Raw genomic sequence first — 14,100 nt, forward strand, 5'->3', positions numbered from 1 at the left:
GCTATACTAATAAAAGCGAATTGAAAAGAATTTCGTGGAAACACTTGCGAAGTTCTTTTTTATTTTGTATAATGGTGAATGTTGGTCTTTGACTGCGATGAAGCGAGAGGTTACCGATACACCCGGCCGCTTTGCCATGGCGAGTGATTGGAAAATTTTCGTGGAGAATGTCTATCAAAATAGGCGAAAAGGAGGGAAAATAATGGCAAAACAAAAAATTCGTATCCGTTTAAAAGCATATGATCACAGAATTCTTGATCAGTCTGCAGAGAAAATTGTGGAAACTGCAAAACGTTCAGGTGCAAGTGTTTCGGGACCGATCCCGTTGCCGACTGAAAGATCTGTATACACGATCTTGCGTTCAGTCCACATTTATAAAGATGCTCGTGAGCAATTTGAAATGCGTACACATAAACGTCTGATCGATATCGTCAATCCTACACCACAAACTGTAGATGCATTGATGAAATTGGATTTACCATCCGGCGTTGACATTGAAATTAAACTTTAATCGGTAACGAAATAGAAAACACAAAAATTTGCAGGAGGTGTGACAAATGACCAAAGGAATCTTAGGTAGAAAAATCGGTATGACGCAAGTTTTTGCTGAGAACGGTGATTTAATCCCTGTAACTGTAATTGAAGCTTCTCCAAACGTAGTGCTTCAGAAAAAAACAGTTGAGGTTGACGGCTATGAAGCAGTCCAACTAGGTTTTGAAGATAAGCGCGAAAAGCTTTCAAACAAACCTTCTAAAGGACACGTCGCAAAAGCTAACACTGCTCCTAAGCGCTTCATTCGCGAACTTCGCAATGTAAACTTAGCTGATTACGAGATTGGTCAGGAAGTCAAAGTTGATGTATTCGCAGAAGGCGATGTAGTAGATGTAACAGGAACAACGAAGGGTAAAGGTTTCCAGGGTGTTATTAAACGCCACGGACAATCACGCGGACCAATGACTCACGGTTCACGCTACCACCGTCGTCCTGGTTCAATGGGTCCGGTTGCTCCCAACCGCGTATTCAAACAGAAGAAATTACCTGGTCAAATGGGTGGCACGACAATTACGATTCAAAACCTTCACATTGTGAAAGTTGATACTGAACGTAACTTGCTTCTTATTAAAGGTAATGTTCCTGGATCTCGCAAAGCATTGATTCGCGTTAAAACAGCAATCAAAGCTAATTAATTATCTTTTGAAGAAAGGAGGAAACAGGAATGCCTAAAGTAGCTTTATTAAATCAAACAGGTTCACAAGTTGGAGATATCGAGTTGAACGATTATGTATTCGGTATCGAACCAAATGAATCAGTATTATTTGACGCTGTAATCGCTCAACGCGCTTCACTTCGTCAAGGTAACCATAAAGTAAAAAACCGCTCTGAAGTAGCCGGTGGTGGTAAAAAGCCATGGCGCCAAAAAGGGACTGGACGTGCCCGTCAAGGTTCGATCCGTTCACCACAATGGCGTGGAGGTGGAGTTGTCTTCGGACCAACACCACGCAGCTACAGCTATAAATTACCTAAGAAAGTTCGTCGTCTGGCTATGCGCTCTGCTTTGTCTTCAACAGTAGTAAGCGAAAACCTGATGGTACTTGAAGGATTGGCTTTTGATGCACCAAAAACAAAGAACTTCCTTCAATTACAGGCTGATCTTTCATTGGGCAAAAAAGTATTGTTCGTAACAGCTGATGTAAATGAAAACCTTGCATTGTCTGCACGTAACGTTAAAGGAATGACAGTAATCGCAGCAACCGGCATCAATGTTCTTGATCTTCTTGGACATGATAAAGTTGTAATGACGAAAGCTGCAATCGAAAAAATTGAGGAGGTGCTTAGTTAATGGAAGCACGTGATATTTTAAAGCGTCCGGTCATTACTGAGCGTTCTTCTGAAGTAATGGCAGATAAGAAGTACACTTTTGAAGTGGACACTCGCGCAAACAAAACACAAGTTAAACAAGCGGTTCAAGAAATCTTTGGAGTGAAAGTTGAGAAAGTCAACATCATGAACTACAAAGGTAAATTCAAGCGCATGGGCAAACACGCAGGCTATACTAACAAGCGCCGTAAAGCGATTGTGAAATTGACTGCTGACTCAAAAGAAATCGAATTGTTCGAGATTTGATTTTCTAAAGTTCTGATAGGAACTAATTAAAGAAGGAGGGAAACAACGTGGGTATTAGAAAATATAAGCCGACCACAAACGGTCGTCGTAACATGACTAGTTCTGATTTCGCTGAAATCACAACGAACAAGCCTGAAAAATCGCTTTTAAGACCTGTTAAGCGTAAAGGCGGCCGTAATAACCAAGGTAAAATAACTGTACGCCATCACGGTGGTGGACATAAACGCCAATATCGTGTCATCGATTTCAAACGTAACAAAGATGGCATTCCAGGACGCGTTGCTACAATCGAGTACGATCCTAACCGTTCTGCAAACATTGCGTTGATCCATTACGCTGACGGAGAAAAACGTTACATCCTTGCTCCTAAAGGAGTAGTAGTTGGAACGCAACTCATGTCAGGCCCTGAAGCGGATTTCAAACCAGGTAATGCTATGGCGTTGTCAAGCATCCCAATGGGTTCTACAATCCATAACATTGAGATGAAACCAGGCGGAGGCGGACAATTAGTTCGTTCTGCAGGAGCTTCAGCTCAGGTTCTTGGTAAAGAAGGCAAATACGTAACAGTTCGTTTGCAATCAGGCGAAGTTCGTATGATTCTTGCTACTTGCCGCGCAACTATCGGTTCAGTAGGAAATGAACAGCACGAATTGATTAACATCGGTAAAGCAGGACGTAACCGCTGGAAGGGCAATCGCCCAACTGTCCGCGGATCTGTAATGAACCCGAACGATCACCCACACGGTGGTGGTGAAGGACGTTCGCCAATCGGACGTAAATCACCAATGTCTCCATGGGGCAAACCAACTCTTGGATACAAAACTCGTAAGAAAACGAACAAATCCGATAAATTTATCGTACGTCGTCGTAAAAAATAATTTGATTACGCTGCGGTTCGCTGAAAGAACCGTAGTGCAATCACGAAGGGAGGATCCCAAATGGGCCGCAGCTTGAAAAAAGGACCTTTTGCTGATGATCATCTTATGAAAAAAGTTGAAGCACAAAAGGACTCTGAGAAAAAACAAGTGATCAAAACTTGGTCTCGCCGTTCTACAATTTTCCCGACATTCATCGGACAAACAATCGCAGTATATGATGGTCACAAACACATTCCTGTATACGTGACTGAAGACATGGTCGGCCATAAACTAGGAGAATTTGCTCCAACACGCAAATACGCTAGTCATGGTGCAGACGATAAGAAAACAAGACGTTAATTGAGAGGAGGATTTCCCCATGCAAGCAAAAGCTGTCGCTAGAACAGTACGTATTGCTCCTCGTAAAGTCCGTTTAGTAGTAGATTTAATCCGAGGCAAGCAAATTGGCGAAGCCGTTGCAATTTTACAGCACACTCAAAAATCATCATCGATTGTTGTTGAGAAGTTGTTGAAATCTGCAGCTGCTAACGCTGAACACAATTACGAAATGGATCTGAACAACCTGGTTGTCAGTGAAGTATTCGTTGACGAAGGTCCAACATTGAAACGTTTCCGTCCAAGAGCAATGGGACGCGCAAGCGCAATCAACAAACGCACTAGCCACATTACATTAGTGGTATCTGAGAAGAAGGAGGGATAATTCGTGGGACAAAAAATACATCCAATAGGTATGCGTATCGGCATCATTCGTGACTGGGAGTCAAAATGGTACGCTGAGAAAGACTATGCGACACTTCTTCACGAAGATATTAAAATCCGTGAATATATCGAAGCACGCTTGAAAGAAGCTTCAGTTTCCAAAATCGAAATTGAACGCGCTGCAAATCGTGTAAACGTAACAATTCACACTGCGAAACCAGGTATGGTAATCGGTAAAGGTGGTTCTGAAGTAGAAGTACTTCGCAAGCAGCTTAATACGATGACTGGCAAGCGTGTACACATCAACATCATTGAAATTAAGAGAGCTGACCTTGATGCGAGACTAGTTGCTGAAAGTGTTGCACGTCAATTGGAAAACCGTGTGTCTTTCCGTCGTGCACAAAAACAGGCAATCCAGCGCACTATGCGTTCTGGCGCTAAAGGGATCAAAACTCAAGTATCTGGACGTCTAGGCGGCGCTGACATTGCGCGTGCTGAACACTACAGTGAAGGTACTGTTCCGCTCCATACGCTTCGTGCTGACATCGATTATGCGCACGCTGAAGCTGACACAACTTACGGCAAACTTGGCGTAAAAGTATGGATCTACCGCGGTGAAGTCCTTCCAACTAAGAAGAAATCTGAGGAAGGAGGCAAATAATATGTTATTGCCTAAACGCGTTAAATATCGTCGTGAGCACCGAGGCAAGATGCGCGGTGAAGCTAAAGGCGGCAAAGAAATCGCATTCGGCGAATTTGGTCTCCAAGCACTGGAATCATCTTGGATCACTAACCGTCAAATCGAAGCTGCCCGTATCGCAATGACACGTTACATGAAACGTGGCGGTAAAGTTTGGATCAAAATTTTCCCGCATAAACCATACACGAAAAAGCCTCTAGAGGTTCGTATGGGTTCTGGTAAAGGTTCACCTGAAGGCTGGGTAGCCGTAGTAAAAACTGGTAAAATAATGTTCGAACTTGGTGGAGTATCTGAAGAAGTGGCACGCGAAGCATTGCGCCTTGCATCACACAAACTTCCGGTAAGAACGAAGTTCGTAAAACGTGAAGAAATTGGTGGTGAATCGAATGAAAGCTAATGAAATCCGTGACCTAACCACTGCTGAAATCGAACAAAAAGTGAAATCACTGAAAGAAGAGCTTTTCAACCTTCGCTTCCAATTGGCTACTGGTCAATTAGAAAATACTGCTCGCATCCGTGAAGTACGTAAAGCGATTGCCCGTATGAAAACTGTGATTCATGAAAGAGTACTCAGTGGAAACAACTGATAAATCGAGAGGAGGTTTGCTAGTATGACTGAGCGTAATCAACGCAAAGTATACACAGGCCGTGTTGTGTCTGACAAAATGGACAAAACCGTTACAGTAATGGTTGAAACTCAAAAGAAGCATGCATTTTACGGCAAACGTGTAAAATACTCGAAGAAATATAAGGCTCATGATGAGCAAAACGAAGCTAAAATCGGCGATGTTGTTCGCATCATGGAAACTCGCCCACTATCAGCTACGAAACGCTTCCGTTTGATGGAAGTTGTAGAAAAAGCGGTTATCATTTAATTTAAATAATTTCGGAACTTTAGAAATTCCGAAGGGAGGTTACCTAAGTGATCCAACAGGAAAGTCGTTTAAAAGTTGCAGACAACTCGGGTGCTCGTGAAGTACTAACGATTAAAGTACTTGGTGGTTCTGGTCGCAAGACAGCAAGCATCGGTGACGTAATCGTTTGTACCGTGAAAAAAGCAACACCAGGTGGCGTTGTTAAGAAGGGTGAAGTCGTAAAGGCTGTTATCGTTCGCACGAAAAGCGGGGCTCGCCGTAAAGACGGTACTTATATCAAATTTGATGAGAACGCATGCGTCATTATCCGTGACGACAAAGGTCCACGCGGAACTCGTATTTTCGGACCTGTTGCACGTGAACTGCGTGACAACAACTTCATGAAAATCGTTTCACTTGCTCCTGAAGTTCTTTAATAAATCAATGTGCCATACCAAGGAGGTGCGACAGAATGCATGTTAAAAAAGGTGATAAAGTTAAGGTAATCTCAGGCAAAGACAAAGGCAAAACAGGCGTTGTTTTGACTGCTTTACCTAAAAAAGACCGTGTGCTTGTTGAAGGTATCAATATCATCAAGAAACACACAAAACCGAACCAGGCAAGCCCGCAAGGCGGAATTGTCAGCCAGGAAGCAGCGATCCACGTTTCAAACGTAATGCTGCTTGATCCTAAATCAGGTGAACCGACTCGCGTTGGATACAAGGTTGAAGATGGTAAAAAAGTTCGTGTTGCAAAAAAATCCGGTGAAAAATTAGACAACTAAAACTCTTGAATGAAGGGAGGTACACACATGAACCGCCTAAAAGAAAAATATGTGAATGAAATCACGCCTGCTCTAGTGAGCAAGTTTGAATATAAATCAGTCATGCAGGCTCCACAAGTTGATAAAATCGTTATCAACATGGGTGTCGGCGAAGCAGTACAAAACACTAAATCACTTGATTCAGCTGTTGAAGAATTGCAGACACTTGCTGGTCAAAAACCAGTAATCACCAAAGCTAAGAAATCTATCGCTGGCTTCCGTCTTCGTGAAGGTATGCCAATCGGATGTAAAGTTACATTACGCGGAGAGCGTATGTATGACTTCCTGGATAAATTGATTGCTATCTCTCTTCCACGTGTACGTGACTTCCGTGGGGTATCGAATAAATCATTCGACGGCCGCGGTAACTACACACTTGGTGTGAAAGAACAATTGATCTTCCCTGAAATCGATTATGATAAAGTTTCGAAAGTACGCGGGATGGACATCGTAATTGTAACAACTGCGAACTCTGATGAAGAAGCTCGTGAGTTATTGACACAATTCGGAATGCCGTTCCAAAAGTAAACGTGAGGGAGGCGTAAACGTGGCTAAAAAATCTATGATCGCAAAACAAAAACGCACGCCAAAGTTTAAAGTACAAGAGTATACACGCTGTGAACGATGCGGACGACCGCATTCAGTAATACGCAAATTTAAACTTTGCCGTATTTGTTTCCGTGAACTTGCATATGTGGGACAAATTCCTGGCGTCAAAAAAGCCAGCTGGTAATCCCCTAATTTGGGAAGGAGGTAAATGTAATGACAATGACTGATCCGATTGCAGATATGCTGACTCGCATTCGTAATGCGAACATGGTTCGTCACGAGAAATTAGAGCTTCCGGCTTCTAATGTGAAAAAAGACATCGCTGAAATTCTTAAGCGTGAAGGTTTCGTTCGTGACGTGGAATATGTTGAAGATGATAAACAAGGCATGATCCGGATTTTCTTAAAATATGGATCGAACAACGAACGCGTTATTACTGGATTGAAACGTATTTCAAAACCAGGACTACGTGTTTACGCTAAAACTGACGAGGTGCCGCGTGTACTAAACGGTTTAGGAATCGCTTTAGTCTCGACATCACAAGGTTTGGTAACTGATAAAGAAGCCCGCGCGAAACAAATCGGCGGAGAAATAATAGCATACGTTTGGTAATAAGCAACAAACGAATGGAGGTGCAATAGAATGTCACGTGTAGGTAAAAAACCAATCGAGGTACCAGCTGACGTTACAATCACTTTTGGTGACAAAAATGAAGTAACAGTTAAAGGTCCTAAAGGCGAGTTGACTCGCACATTTAACCAAGATATTACTATTTCTCTAGAAGATAACGTGTTAACTTTGACACGCCCTTCTGATTCAAAAGATCACCGCACAAACCACGGAACAAGCCGTGCATTGCTGGCGAACATGGTTACAGGCGTTTCACAAGGCTTCGAGCGTACGCTTGAACTAGTGGGTGTCGGTTACCGTGCTCAATTGCAAGGCAAGAAATTGGTTCTTAACGTTGGTTACTCTCACCCGGTTGAATTCACTCCGGAAGAGGGCGTTGAAGTTGAAGTCCCAGGAAATACGAAAGTCGTAGTAAAAGGCATCAACAAAGAACGTGTTGGAGCTCTTGCTTCAAACATCCGTGCTACGCGTCCACCAGAGCCGTATAAAGGCAAAGGGATTCGTTACGAAGGCGAAAAAGTTCGTCGCAAAGAAGGTAAAACAGGTAAATAATGCTGCTTAGGCAGGCTGAAAGGAGTGACCTCAGTGATTACGAAACTCGATAAAAATGCATCTCGTAAAAAACGTCATGCACGCGTACGTTCAAAAATTACGGGTACAACAGAACGCCCGCGTTTAAACGTATTCCGTTCAAATAAATACATTTACGCTCAATTGATCGACGATACGAATGGTGTAACACTTGCAAGTGCTTCATCAATGGATAAAGATTTTTCCGGTGATTCAACTGGCAACGTGGACGCAGCATCTAAAGTCGGCGAAACAATCGCTAAAAAAGCTACTGAAAAAGGTTTGAAATCGGTTGTTTTCGACCGCGGTGGTTATTTATATCATGGACGTGTCAAAGCTCTAGCAGAAGCAGCACGTGAAAATGGCTTAGAATTTTAAAAGAAGGAGGGACACATTTCATGCGTCGTATTGATCCAAACAAACTTGAACTTGAAGAACGCGTAGTTACGATTAACCGCGTAGCGAAAGTTGTAAAAGGTGGACGTCGTTTCCGTTTCTCCGCATTAGTTGTTGTAGGCGACAAAAATGGTAATGTCGGTTTTGGTACTGGGAAAGCACAAGAAGTTCCAGATGCAATCCGTAAAGCTATTGAAGATGCGAAGAAAAACTTGATTGAAGTACCTATGGTTAAAGGTACTACTCCACATCTAGTAACAGGACGTTTTGGCGCAGGCCAAATCCTTATCAAACCTGCTTCACCAGGTACTGGTGTAATTGCCGGCGGACCTGTTCGTGCGGTACTTGAATTAGCTGGAGTACAAGATATTTTATCTAAATCTCTAGGTTCAAGCACACCAATCAACATGGTACGTGCAACTATTAACGGATTAACTCAACTGAAAAGTGCTGATGAAGTTGCAAAACTTCGCGGTAAAACTACAGAAGAGCTATTCAACTAGGGGAGGGAAAATACATGGCTACTAAATTAGAAGTTACCCTCACAAAATCAGTGATCGGTTCTAAACCGGCACAACGCAAAACTGTCCAGTCATTGGGTTTACGCAAAATGCATCAAACAGTTGAGCACCAGGACAATGCTGCTATTCGCGGTATGCTTGATAAAGTCGCTCACTTAGTAACTATTAAAGAAGTTTAATCCCTGATTTCTATAGAAGGAGGTGCCAACCAAATGAAACTTCATGAATTAAAACCAGCAGAAGGTTCACGCAGCTCAAGAAAGCGCGTCGGACGCGGTATCGGTTCAGGTACTGGTAAAACAGCAGGTAAAGGTCATAAAGGTCAAAATGCTCGTTCAGGCGGAGGAGTTCGTCCTGGATTTGAGGGTGGCCAAAACCCATTATTCCGTCGTTTGCCAAAACGTGGATTTACAAACATCAACCGTAAAGACTATGCAGTCGTGAACGTGGATGTATTGAACCGTTTCGATGAAGGCACAGAAATTACACCTGCATTGCTTATTGAATCAGGTGTTGTCAGCAACGAAAGATCCGGAATCAAAATCCTTGGCAACGGTAGCTTGAACAAGAAACTGAATGTTAAAGCTCACAAATTCTCTGGATCAGCTAAAGAAGCTATAGAAGCTGCCGGTGGACAAGCAGAGGTGCTTTAATGTTTCAGACAATCTCAAATTTTATGCGCGTGACTGATATTCGAAATAAAATCATCTTTACATTAGTGATGCTCGTCATTTTCCGCATCGGAACTTTTGTTCCAGTGCCGAATGTCGATGCATCAGTTTTGCAAGCTACTGATCAGATGGGTCTGATCGGATTCTTAAATACATTCGGTGGGGGCGCCCTTGCTAACTTTTCGATTTTAGCAATGGGAATCATGCCTTACATTACAGCATCGATCATTGTGCAATTATTGCAGATGGATGTTGTACCGAAATTTGCTGAGTGGGCGAAACAAGGTGAAGTCGGAAGACGGAAACTTGCTCAATTCACTCGCTATTTCACAATCGCACTTGCCTTCATCCAAGCAATTGGTATGTCCTACGGGTTCAACCAAATGAATAACGGGATGTTAATTCAAAATGATTCAATTTCAACTTACATTGTTATTGCAATCGTTTTGACAGGCGGTACGGCGTTTCTATTGTGGCTTGGTGAGCAGATTACGGCAAATGGTGTGGGGAACGGTATTTCGATTATCATCTTCGCAGGGATTGTCGCTGCAGTACCAGGTGCAATCAACCAACTTTATGCACAGCAGATCCAGGGAGCTGGAGATCAGCTTCCGATCAACATCGCTATTATGGCGTTGCTTGCATTAGCAGTTGTTGCCATTACTGTTTTGGTCATTTACGTTCAACAAGCGTTGCGTAAAATACCGATTCAATATGCTAAACGTGTTGCTGGCCGCGGTCAGTCAACTGGCGGGCAACAAACGCACTTACCTTTAAAAGTAAACGCGGCCGGCGTTATCCCGGTAATCTTTGCAGTAGCGTTTATGATTACGCCTCAAACCATTGTTACTTTCTTTGGAGCCAATGCGTTTACGGAAGCGGTTCAGAATACATTTGATTACACTCAGCCAGTCGGCATGATCATTTATGTCGCACTGATTATTGCATTCACGTATTTCTACGCATTCATTCAGGTTAATCCTGAAAACGTGTCGGACAACTTGAAAAAACAGGGTGCATATATCCCGGGAATCCGGCCGGGTAAAAATACACAGGATTATTTAACAAGTGTGCTTTACCGATTGACATTTGTCGGAGCTATTTTCCTTGCAGTCATTTCTGTTCTGCCGATTTTCTTCATTAATGTGGCGAACTTGCCGCAATCAGCACAAATCGGTGGTACCAGCCTGTTGATCGTAGTAGGGGTAGCGCTTGAGACAATGAAACAATTGGAATCGCAGCTTGTAAAACGTCATTACAAAGGCTTTATGAAATAAGATAGTTGTGGTGGGAACGTGAGAACGTTCCTTATCCGCTTGTCTGAGGGGGCATCCGTATGAATATCGTATTAATGGGTCTGCCTGGTGCCGGTAAAGGCACTCAAGCAGACAAAATAGTTGAGAAGTACGACATCCCTCATATTTCTACAGGTGATATGTTTCGTGCAGCCATCAAGGACGGCACGGAACTGGGCTTGAAAGCAAAATCGTTCATGGATCAAGGCGCTTTGGTGCCTGATGAAGTGACTATCGGTATCGTCCGTGAGCGCCTTAGCAAAGCGGATTGTGAAGATGGCTTTCTATTAGATGGCTTTCCGAGAACAGTCCCTCAAGCTGAAGCTCTAGAATCTCTTCTTGCCGATATTGGCAAGAGAATCGAGCATGTCGTAAATATCAAAGTTGATCAAGACGAATTGATTGCACGTTTGACTGGCCGCTGGATCTGTAAAGTTTGTGGAACTGCTTACCATACTGTGTTCAACCCGCCGCAAGTTGCTGGCGTATGCGACAAAGATGGTGGAGAGCTCTACCAGCGTGAAGATGACAAGCCTGATACCGTCAAGAATCGTTTAGAAGTTAATATGGAACAAACACAGCCGCTTCTTGACTTTTACGGAAGCAAAGGCGTGCTGGAAAATATAAATGGACAGCAGGACATTCAAAAAGTATTTGCTGACATTGATGCTCTTCTAAAGGGCGACCGAGGATAATTCCCGGCGCCGGGCGCAGTTAGTTGCCTCCATGCGGCTTTAAGGAGCACCGGAGATATGAATTTTCGAGAGCTGCAAAAGCTTGATGCCTTATTATATGAAAGCCGGTGCCGTTTGCTCCAGACCTAGTCTGAACCGTGCAATTCAGCACTGGAAATAGTATAATGGGTTTCGTGGAAGCATCTGTGTAACGGGTTTGGAACTCATCCTAAGCAGTCCGGGCGCTCGAGGATACGTGAGGCTGTAGGGCTTGACCGGATAATCCCGACCTGCAAAGTCGCAGGAACCGGAACTCGGAAGATGTCTTTTATATGTTACTCATGCAATCCTGGTGAATGAATAGAAAACAATTATTCAATCAGCATTTACTGTTTGAAGATGAGGGCTGACTTGTATACAGAAGGGAGACTGGGTCGATGGCGAAAGACGATGTAATTGAAATCGAAGGAACAGTCGTTGAGACTTTGCCTAACGCGATGTTTAAAGTAGAATTGGAAAATGGCCATACGATTCTTGCGCATGTATCCGGCAAGATCCGCATGCACTTTATCCGCATTCTACCGGGAGACAAAGTTACAGTTGAACTATCTCCTTACGATTTAACACGCGGTCGTATCACATACCGTTTTAAATAATCTTTTGCACTCCGGACTACTAAGGAGGTTGGGTTAGATGAAAGTGAGACCATCTGTGAAACCGATCTGCGAAAAATGTAAAGTTATTCGCAGAAACGGAAAAGTCATGGTAATCTGTGAAAATCCGAAACACAAACAAAGACAAGGCTAATATTGAAGGAGGTGCATCGAACACATGGCACGTATTGCTGGTGTTGACATTCCGCGCGACAAACGCGTAGTTATTTCATTAACTTACATTTTCGGTGTTGGTAAAACAACTGCTCAGAAGGTTCTTACTTCTGCAGGTATCTCTGAAGATACACGAGTTCGTGATCTTACAGAAGATGAGTTGAACAATATCCGTGAACAATTGGATCAATACAAAATCGAAGGTGACCTTCGCCGTGAAGTATCAATGAACATCAAACGCTTGATGGAAATTGCTAGCTTCCGGGGTATCCGCCATCGCCGTGGACTACCTGTACGCGGTCAAAATACGAAGAACAATGCGCGTACGCGTAAAGGTCCTCGTAAAACTGTTGCGAACAAGAAAAAATAATCAGTAAAGGAGGTTTCTTCTTAACATGGCACGTAAACAACAAACTCGTAAGCGTCGTGTGAAAAAGAATATCGAATCAGGTATTGCTCACATCCGCTCAACATTTAACAACACAATTGTTACGATTACAGATATGCAGGGAAATGCAGTATCTTGGTCAAGCGCAGGTGCATTAGGATTTAGAGGATCACGTAAATCTACACCTTTCGCTGCTCAAATGGCTGCAGAAGCCGCTGCTAAAACTTCGATTGAACACGGTCTTAAAACTTTGGAAGTTACAGTTAAAGGTCCTGGTTCAGGTCGTGAGGCTGCTATCCGTGCACTTCAAGCTGCCGGACTAGAAGTTACAGCTATCAAAGATGTAACTCCAGTTCCTCACAACGGTTGCCGTCCGCCAAAACGCCGTCGCGTATAATCGTTAATCTGAATAGGGTTTTTGAACATCACGACTTACTGAATGTGTTCTGAATCGTTGCGAAAGTCTGTGACTATCGAATTCTTGGTTTAACGAAAATACCGACGTTGTGAAGGAGGGTAAAATGAATGCTCGAAATAGAAAAACCAAAGATTGAAACGGTTGAGATCGATAGCAATGCCAAATTCGGCAAATTTGTTATTGAACCTCTTGAGCGTGGATATGGTACCACTTTAGGAAACTCCTTACGTCGAATCTTACTTTCATCTTTACCAGGCGCTGCTGTTACTTCAATTCAAATTGATGGTGTTTTGCATGAATTCTCCACTGTTGAAGGTGTAGAAGAAGATGTAGCATCAATCATCCTGAATATTAAGAAACTGGCTCTGAAAATTTACTCTGACGAAGAAAAAGTCATTGAAATTGATGTAAAAGGTGATGGAACGGTTACGGCTGCAGATATTACACACGACAGTGATGTAGAAATTCTGAATCCGGATCTATATATCGCAACAATCGCTAAAAACGGCCACCTGCGTATGCGTATGTATGCCAACAGAGGCCGTGGATATGCTCGTGCAGATCAGAACAAACGTGAAGATCTTCCGATCGGCGTTATCCCGATTGATTCTATTTATACTCCAGTTTCCCGCGTTAATTTCCAGGTTGAAAATACTCGTGTGGGCCAGTTGGCGCATTTCGATAAACTTTCACTCGATGTCTGGACAGATGGCAGCATCGGTCCAAAAGAGGCAATTGCGCTGGGAGCAAAAATCTTTACTGAGCATTTGAACATCTTCGTCGGTTTGACGGATGAGGCACAAACTGCTGAAATCATGGTTGAAAAAGAAGAAGACCAAAAAGAGAAAGTCTTGGAGATGACCATCGAAGAGCTGGATCTTTCAGTCCGTTCTTACAACTGCTTAAAACGTGCGGGTATCAACACGGTACACGAACTGGCGAGCAAGTCGGAAGACGACATGATGAAAGTACGCAACCTCGGACGCAAATCACTTGAAGAAGTCAAAGTGAAGTTGGAAGATTTGGGATTGGGCCTTCGTAAAGAAGACTGAGTTCAAAATCGGATCCGAACTATTTAACGAA

The 14,100-nt window shown here is 43.2% G+C and carries 28 protein-coding genes; all 28 read left to right on the forward strand.

All coding sequences use genetic code 11. The features are described from left to right. Positions 1-202: 202 nt before the first annotated feature. The 28 genes from rpsJ to ACFQ1X_RS08790 all read left to right on the forward strand — a co-directional run bounded on the left by rpsJ (position 203) and on the right by ACFQ1X_RS08790 (position 14,069). Complete coding sequence (rpsJ, locus tag ACFQ1X_RS08655) at positions 203-511, forward strand: 30S ribosomal protein S10 (protein ID WP_071152064.1); 309 nt, start codon at positions 203-205, stop codon at positions 509-511. Between the two features lie 46 nt (positions 512-557). Then, positions 558-1,187, forward strand: coding sequence for a 50S ribosomal protein L3 (gene rplC, locus ACFQ1X_RS08660; protein WP_144841139.1), 630 nt, complete (start codon positions 558-560; stop codon positions 1,185-1,187). Positions 1,188-1,216: 29 nt separating this feature from the next. Next, a complete protein-coding gene (rplD, locus tag ACFQ1X_RS08665) occupies positions 1,217-1,840 on the forward strand; it encodes a 50S ribosomal protein L4 (RefSeq protein ID WP_144841138.1) in 624 nt (207 codons plus the stop codon). Further along, a complete protein-coding gene (gene rplW / locus ACFQ1X_RS08670; RefSeq protein WP_071152061.1) occupies positions 1,840-2,124 on the forward strand; it encodes a 50S ribosomal protein L23 in 285 nt (94 codons plus the stop codon). Before rplD ends, rplW begins: the two co-directional genes overlap by 1 nt. Before the next feature lie 47 nt (positions 2,125-2,171). Continuing rightward, positions 2,172-3,002 carry a 50S ribosomal protein L2 gene (gene rplB, locus ACFQ1X_RS08675; protein WP_144841137.1) on the forward strand — a complete coding sequence of 277 codons (831 nt, stop codon included), beginning with the start codon at positions 2,172-2,174 and terminating at the stop codon, positions 3,000-3,002. Positions 3,003-3,062: 60 nt separating this feature from the next. Next, positions 3,063-3,341: a 30S ribosomal protein S19 gene (gene rpsS, locus ACFQ1X_RS08680; protein WP_144841136.1), complete on the forward strand. Its 279-nt coding sequence runs from the start codon at positions 3,063-3,065 to the stop codon at positions 3,339-3,341. 19 nt (positions 3,342-3,360) lie between these two features. Further along, positions 3,361-3,702 carry a 50S ribosomal protein L22 gene (gene rplV, locus ACFQ1X_RS08685; protein WP_071152058.1) on the forward strand — a complete coding sequence of 114 codons (342 nt, stop codon included), beginning with the start codon at positions 3,361-3,363 and terminating at the stop codon, positions 3,700-3,702. Positions 3,703-3,705: 3 nt separating this feature from the next. Then, the gene (rpsC, locus tag ACFQ1X_RS08690; protein ID WP_071152057.1) at positions 3,706-4,362 is read left to right on the forward strand and encodes a 30S ribosomal protein S3; all 657 of its coding nucleotides are present in this window, start codon (positions 3,706-3,708) and stop codon (positions 4,360-4,362) included. Between the two features lies 1 nt (position 4,363). Next, positions 4,364-4,798, forward strand: a complete 435-nt coding sequence (rplP, locus tag ACFQ1X_RS08695) for a 50S ribosomal protein L16 (RefSeq protein WP_144841135.1) — start codon at positions 4,364-4,366, stop codon at positions 4,796-4,798. Next, positions 4,788-4,988, forward strand: a complete 201-nt coding sequence (gene rpmC, locus ACFQ1X_RS08700; RefSeq protein WP_006828936.1) for a 50S ribosomal protein L29 — start codon at positions 4,788-4,790, stop codon at positions 4,986-4,988. The genes rplP and rpmC overlap by 11 nt, the downstream gene beginning before the upstream one ends. Before the next feature lie 24 nt (positions 4,989-5,012). Beyond that, positions 5,013-5,276, forward strand: a complete 264-nt coding sequence (rpsQ, locus tag ACFQ1X_RS08705; protein WP_144841134.1) for a 30S ribosomal protein S17 — start codon at positions 5,013-5,015, stop codon at positions 5,274-5,276. Between the two features lie 47 nt (positions 5,277-5,323). Beyond that, positions 5,324-5,692: a 50S ribosomal protein L14 gene (gene rplN / locus ACFQ1X_RS08710; RefSeq protein WP_112224769.1), complete on the forward strand. Its 369-nt coding sequence runs from the start codon at positions 5,324-5,326 to the stop codon at positions 5,690-5,692. Between the two features lie 35 nt (positions 5,693-5,727). Beyond that, positions 5,728-6,039: a 50S ribosomal protein L24 gene (gene rplX / locus ACFQ1X_RS08715; protein ID WP_117303255.1), complete on the forward strand. Its 312-nt coding sequence runs from the start codon at positions 5,728-5,730 to the stop codon at positions 6,037-6,039. Positions 6,040-6,066: 27 nt separating this feature from the next. Further along, the gene (rplE, locus tag ACFQ1X_RS08720; RefSeq protein ID WP_144841133.1) at positions 6,067-6,606 is read left to right on the forward strand and encodes a 50S ribosomal protein L5; all 540 of its coding nucleotides are present in this window, start codon (positions 6,067-6,069) and stop codon (positions 6,604-6,606) included. A gap of 19 nt (positions 6,607-6,625) precedes the next feature. Beyond that, positions 6,626-6,811 (forward strand): 30S ribosomal protein S14, encoded by a 186-nt coding sequence (rpsN, locus tag ACFQ1X_RS08725; protein ID WP_084242180.1) that lies wholly within the window; start codon positions 6,626-6,628, stop codon positions 6,809-6,811. Positions 6,812-6,840: 29 nt separating this feature from the next. After that, complete coding sequence (rpsH, locus tag ACFQ1X_RS08730; protein ID WP_112224772.1) at positions 6,841-7,239, forward strand: 30S ribosomal protein S8; 399 nt, start codon at positions 6,841-6,843, stop codon at positions 7,237-7,239. Positions 7,240-7,269: 30 nt separating this feature from the next. Then, positions 7,270-7,809, forward strand: coding sequence for a 50S ribosomal protein L6 (rplF, locus tag ACFQ1X_RS08735; RefSeq protein WP_144841132.1), 540 nt, complete (start codon positions 7,270-7,272; stop codon positions 7,807-7,809). Positions 7,810-7,842: 33 nt separating this feature from the next. After that, positions 7,843-8,205, forward strand: a complete 363-nt coding sequence (gene rplR, locus ACFQ1X_RS08740) for a 50S ribosomal protein L18 (protein ID WP_144841131.1) — start codon at positions 7,843-7,845, stop codon at positions 8,203-8,205. A 20-nt stretch (positions 8,206-8,225) separates the two neighbouring features. Further along, positions 8,226-8,726: a 30S ribosomal protein S5 gene (gene rpsE / locus ACFQ1X_RS08745; RefSeq protein ID WP_144841130.1), complete on the forward strand. Its 501-nt coding sequence runs from the start codon at positions 8,226-8,228 to the stop codon at positions 8,724-8,726. 14 nt (positions 8,727-8,740) lie between these two features. After that, the gene (gene rpmD, locus ACFQ1X_RS08750; protein WP_144841129.1) at positions 8,741-8,923 is read left to right on the forward strand and encodes a 50S ribosomal protein L30; all 183 of its coding nucleotides are present in this window, start codon (positions 8,741-8,743) and stop codon (positions 8,921-8,923) included. Positions 8,924-8,956: 33 nt separating this feature from the next. After that, positions 8,957-9,397, forward strand: coding sequence for a 50S ribosomal protein L15 (gene rplO, locus ACFQ1X_RS08755; RefSeq protein ID WP_144841128.1), 441 nt, complete (start codon positions 8,957-8,959; stop codon positions 9,395-9,397). Further along, positions 9,397-10,692, forward strand: coding sequence for a preprotein translocase subunit SecY (gene secY, locus ACFQ1X_RS08760; RefSeq protein ID WP_144841127.1), 1,296 nt, complete (start codon positions 9,397-9,399; stop codon positions 10,690-10,692). Before rplO ends, secY begins: the two co-directional genes overlap by 1 nt. 59 nt (positions 10,693-10,751) lie before the next feature. Continuing rightward, positions 10,752-11,405, forward strand: coding sequence for an adenylate kinase (locus ACFQ1X_RS08765; protein WP_144841126.1), 654 nt, complete (start codon positions 10,752-10,754; stop codon positions 11,403-11,405). Positions 11,406-11,821: 416 nt separating this feature from the next. Further along, positions 11,822-12,040 carry a translation initiation factor IF-1 gene (gene infA / locus ACFQ1X_RS08770; protein WP_006828950.1) on the forward strand — a complete coding sequence of 73 codons (219 nt, stop codon included), beginning with the start codon at positions 11,822-11,824 and terminating at the stop codon, positions 12,038-12,040. A gap of 37 nt (positions 12,041-12,077) precedes the next feature. Continuing rightward, positions 12,078-12,191 (forward strand): 50S ribosomal protein L36, encoded by a 114-nt coding sequence (gene rpmJ / locus ACFQ1X_RS08775; protein WP_006828951.1) that lies wholly within the window; start codon positions 12,078-12,080, stop codon positions 12,189-12,191. 24 nt (positions 12,192-12,215) lie between these two features. Continuing rightward, positions 12,216-12,581: a 30S ribosomal protein S13 gene (gene rpsM, locus ACFQ1X_RS08780; RefSeq protein WP_144841125.1), complete on the forward strand. Its 366-nt coding sequence runs from the start codon at positions 12,216-12,218 to the stop codon at positions 12,579-12,581. Positions 12,582-12,606: 25 nt separating this feature from the next. Further along, positions 12,607-12,996, forward strand: coding sequence for a 30S ribosomal protein S11 (rpsK, locus tag ACFQ1X_RS08785; RefSeq protein WP_008497448.1), 390 nt, complete (start codon positions 12,607-12,609; stop codon positions 12,994-12,996). Positions 12,997-13,124: 128 nt separating this feature from the next. Continuing rightward, a complete protein-coding gene (locus ACFQ1X_RS08790; RefSeq protein ID WP_144841124.1) occupies positions 13,125-14,069 on the forward strand; it encodes a DNA-directed RNA polymerase subunit alpha in 945 nt (314 codons plus the stop codon). The last annotated feature ends 31 nt before the right edge of the window (positions 14,070-14,100 follow it).

The sequence above is a fragment of the Metaplanococcus flavidus genome (assembly GCF_042675885.1).
Taxonomy (GTDB): Bacteria; Bacillota; Bacilli; order Bacillales_A; family Planococcaceae; genus Planococcus; species Planococcus flavidus.

What these genes read in the sequence shown, in the direction of transcription:
- rpmD (WP_144841129.1), top strand. Translation starts at nt 8,741, where the DNA reads ATGGCTACTAAATTAGAAGTTACCCTCACAAAATCAGTGATCGGTTCT.
- rpmC (WP_006828936.1), top strand. Translation starts at nt 4,788, where the DNA reads ATGAAAGCTAATGAAATCCGTGACCTAACCACTGCTGAAATCGAACAA.
- rplW (WP_071152061.1), top strand. Translation starts at nt 1,840, where the DNA reads ATGGAAGCACGTGATATTTTAAAGCGTCCGGTCATTACTGAGCGTTCT.
- rpsQ (WP_144841134.1), top strand. Translation starts at nt 5,013, where the DNA reads ATGACTGAGCGTAATCAACGCAAAGTATACACAGGCCGTGTTGTGTCT.
- rplF (WP_144841132.1), top strand. Translation starts at nt 7,270, where the DNA reads ATGTCACGTGTAGGTAAAAAACCAATCGAGGTACCAGCTGACGTTACA.
- rplD (WP_144841138.1), top strand. Translation starts at nt 1,217, where the DNA reads ATGCCTAAAGTAGCTTTATTAAATCAAACAGGTTCACAAGTTGGAGAT.
- rpsJ (WP_071152064.1), top strand. Translation starts at nt 203, where the DNA reads ATGGCAAAACAAAAAATTCGTATCCGTTTAAAAGCATATGATCACAGA.
- rpsS (WP_144841136.1), top strand. Translation starts at nt 3,063, where the DNA reads ATGGGCCGCAGCTTGAAAAAAGGACCTTTTGCTGATGATCATCTTATG.
- infA (WP_006828950.1), top strand. Translation starts at nt 11,822, where the DNA reads ATGGCGAAAGACGATGTAATTGAAATCGAAGGAACAGTCGTTGAGACT.
- rplP (WP_144841135.1), top strand. Translation starts at nt 4,364, where the DNA reads ATGTTATTGCCTAAACGCGTTAAATATCGTCGTGAGCACCGAGGCAAG.
- rplV (WP_071152058.1), top strand. Translation starts at nt 3,361, where the DNA reads ATGCAAGCAAAAGCTGTCGCTAGAACAGTACGTATTGCTCCTCGTAAA.
- ACFQ1X_RS08765 (WP_144841126.1), top strand. Translation starts at nt 10,752, where the DNA reads ATGAATATCGTATTAATGGGTCTGCCTGGTGCCGGTAAAGGCACTCAA.
- rplO (WP_144841128.1), top strand. Translation starts at nt 8,957, where the DNA reads ATGAAACTTCATGAATTAAAACCAGCAGAAGGTTCACGCAGCTCAAGA.
- rplX (WP_117303255.1), top strand. Translation starts at nt 5,728, where the DNA reads ATGCATGTTAAAAAAGGTGATAAAGTTAAGGTAATCTCAGGCAAAGAC.
- rpmJ (WP_006828951.1), top strand. Translation starts at nt 12,078, where the DNA reads ATGAAAGTGAGACCATCTGTGAAACCGATCTGCGAAAAATGTAAAGTT.
- rplE (WP_144841133.1), top strand. Translation starts at nt 6,067, where the DNA reads ATGAACCGCCTAAAAGAAAAATATGTGAATGAAATCACGCCTGCTCTA.
- rplC (WP_144841139.1), top strand. Translation starts at nt 558, where the DNA reads ATGACCAAAGGAATCTTAGGTAGAAAAATCGGTATGACGCAAGTTTTT.
- rpsE (WP_144841130.1), top strand. Translation starts at nt 8,226, where the DNA reads ATGCGTCGTATTGATCCAAACAAACTTGAACTTGAAGAACGCGTAGTT.
- rpsK (WP_008497448.1), top strand. Translation starts at nt 12,607, where the DNA reads ATGGCACGTAAACAACAAACTCGTAAGCGTCGTGTGAAAAAGAATATC.
- rpsM (WP_144841125.1), top strand. Translation starts at nt 12,216, where the DNA reads ATGGCACGTATTGCTGGTGTTGACATTCCGCGCGACAAACGCGTAGTT.
- ACFQ1X_RS08790 (WP_144841124.1), top strand. Translation starts at nt 13,125, where the DNA reads ATGCTCGAAATAGAAAAACCAAAGATTGAAACGGTTGAGATCGATAGC.
- secY (WP_144841127.1), top strand. Translation starts at nt 9,397, where the DNA reads ATGTTTCAGACAATCTCAAATTTTATGCGCGTGACTGATATTCGAAAT.
- rpsH (WP_112224772.1), top strand. Translation starts at nt 6,841, where the DNA reads ATGACAATGACTGATCCGATTGCAGATATGCTGACTCGCATTCGTAAT.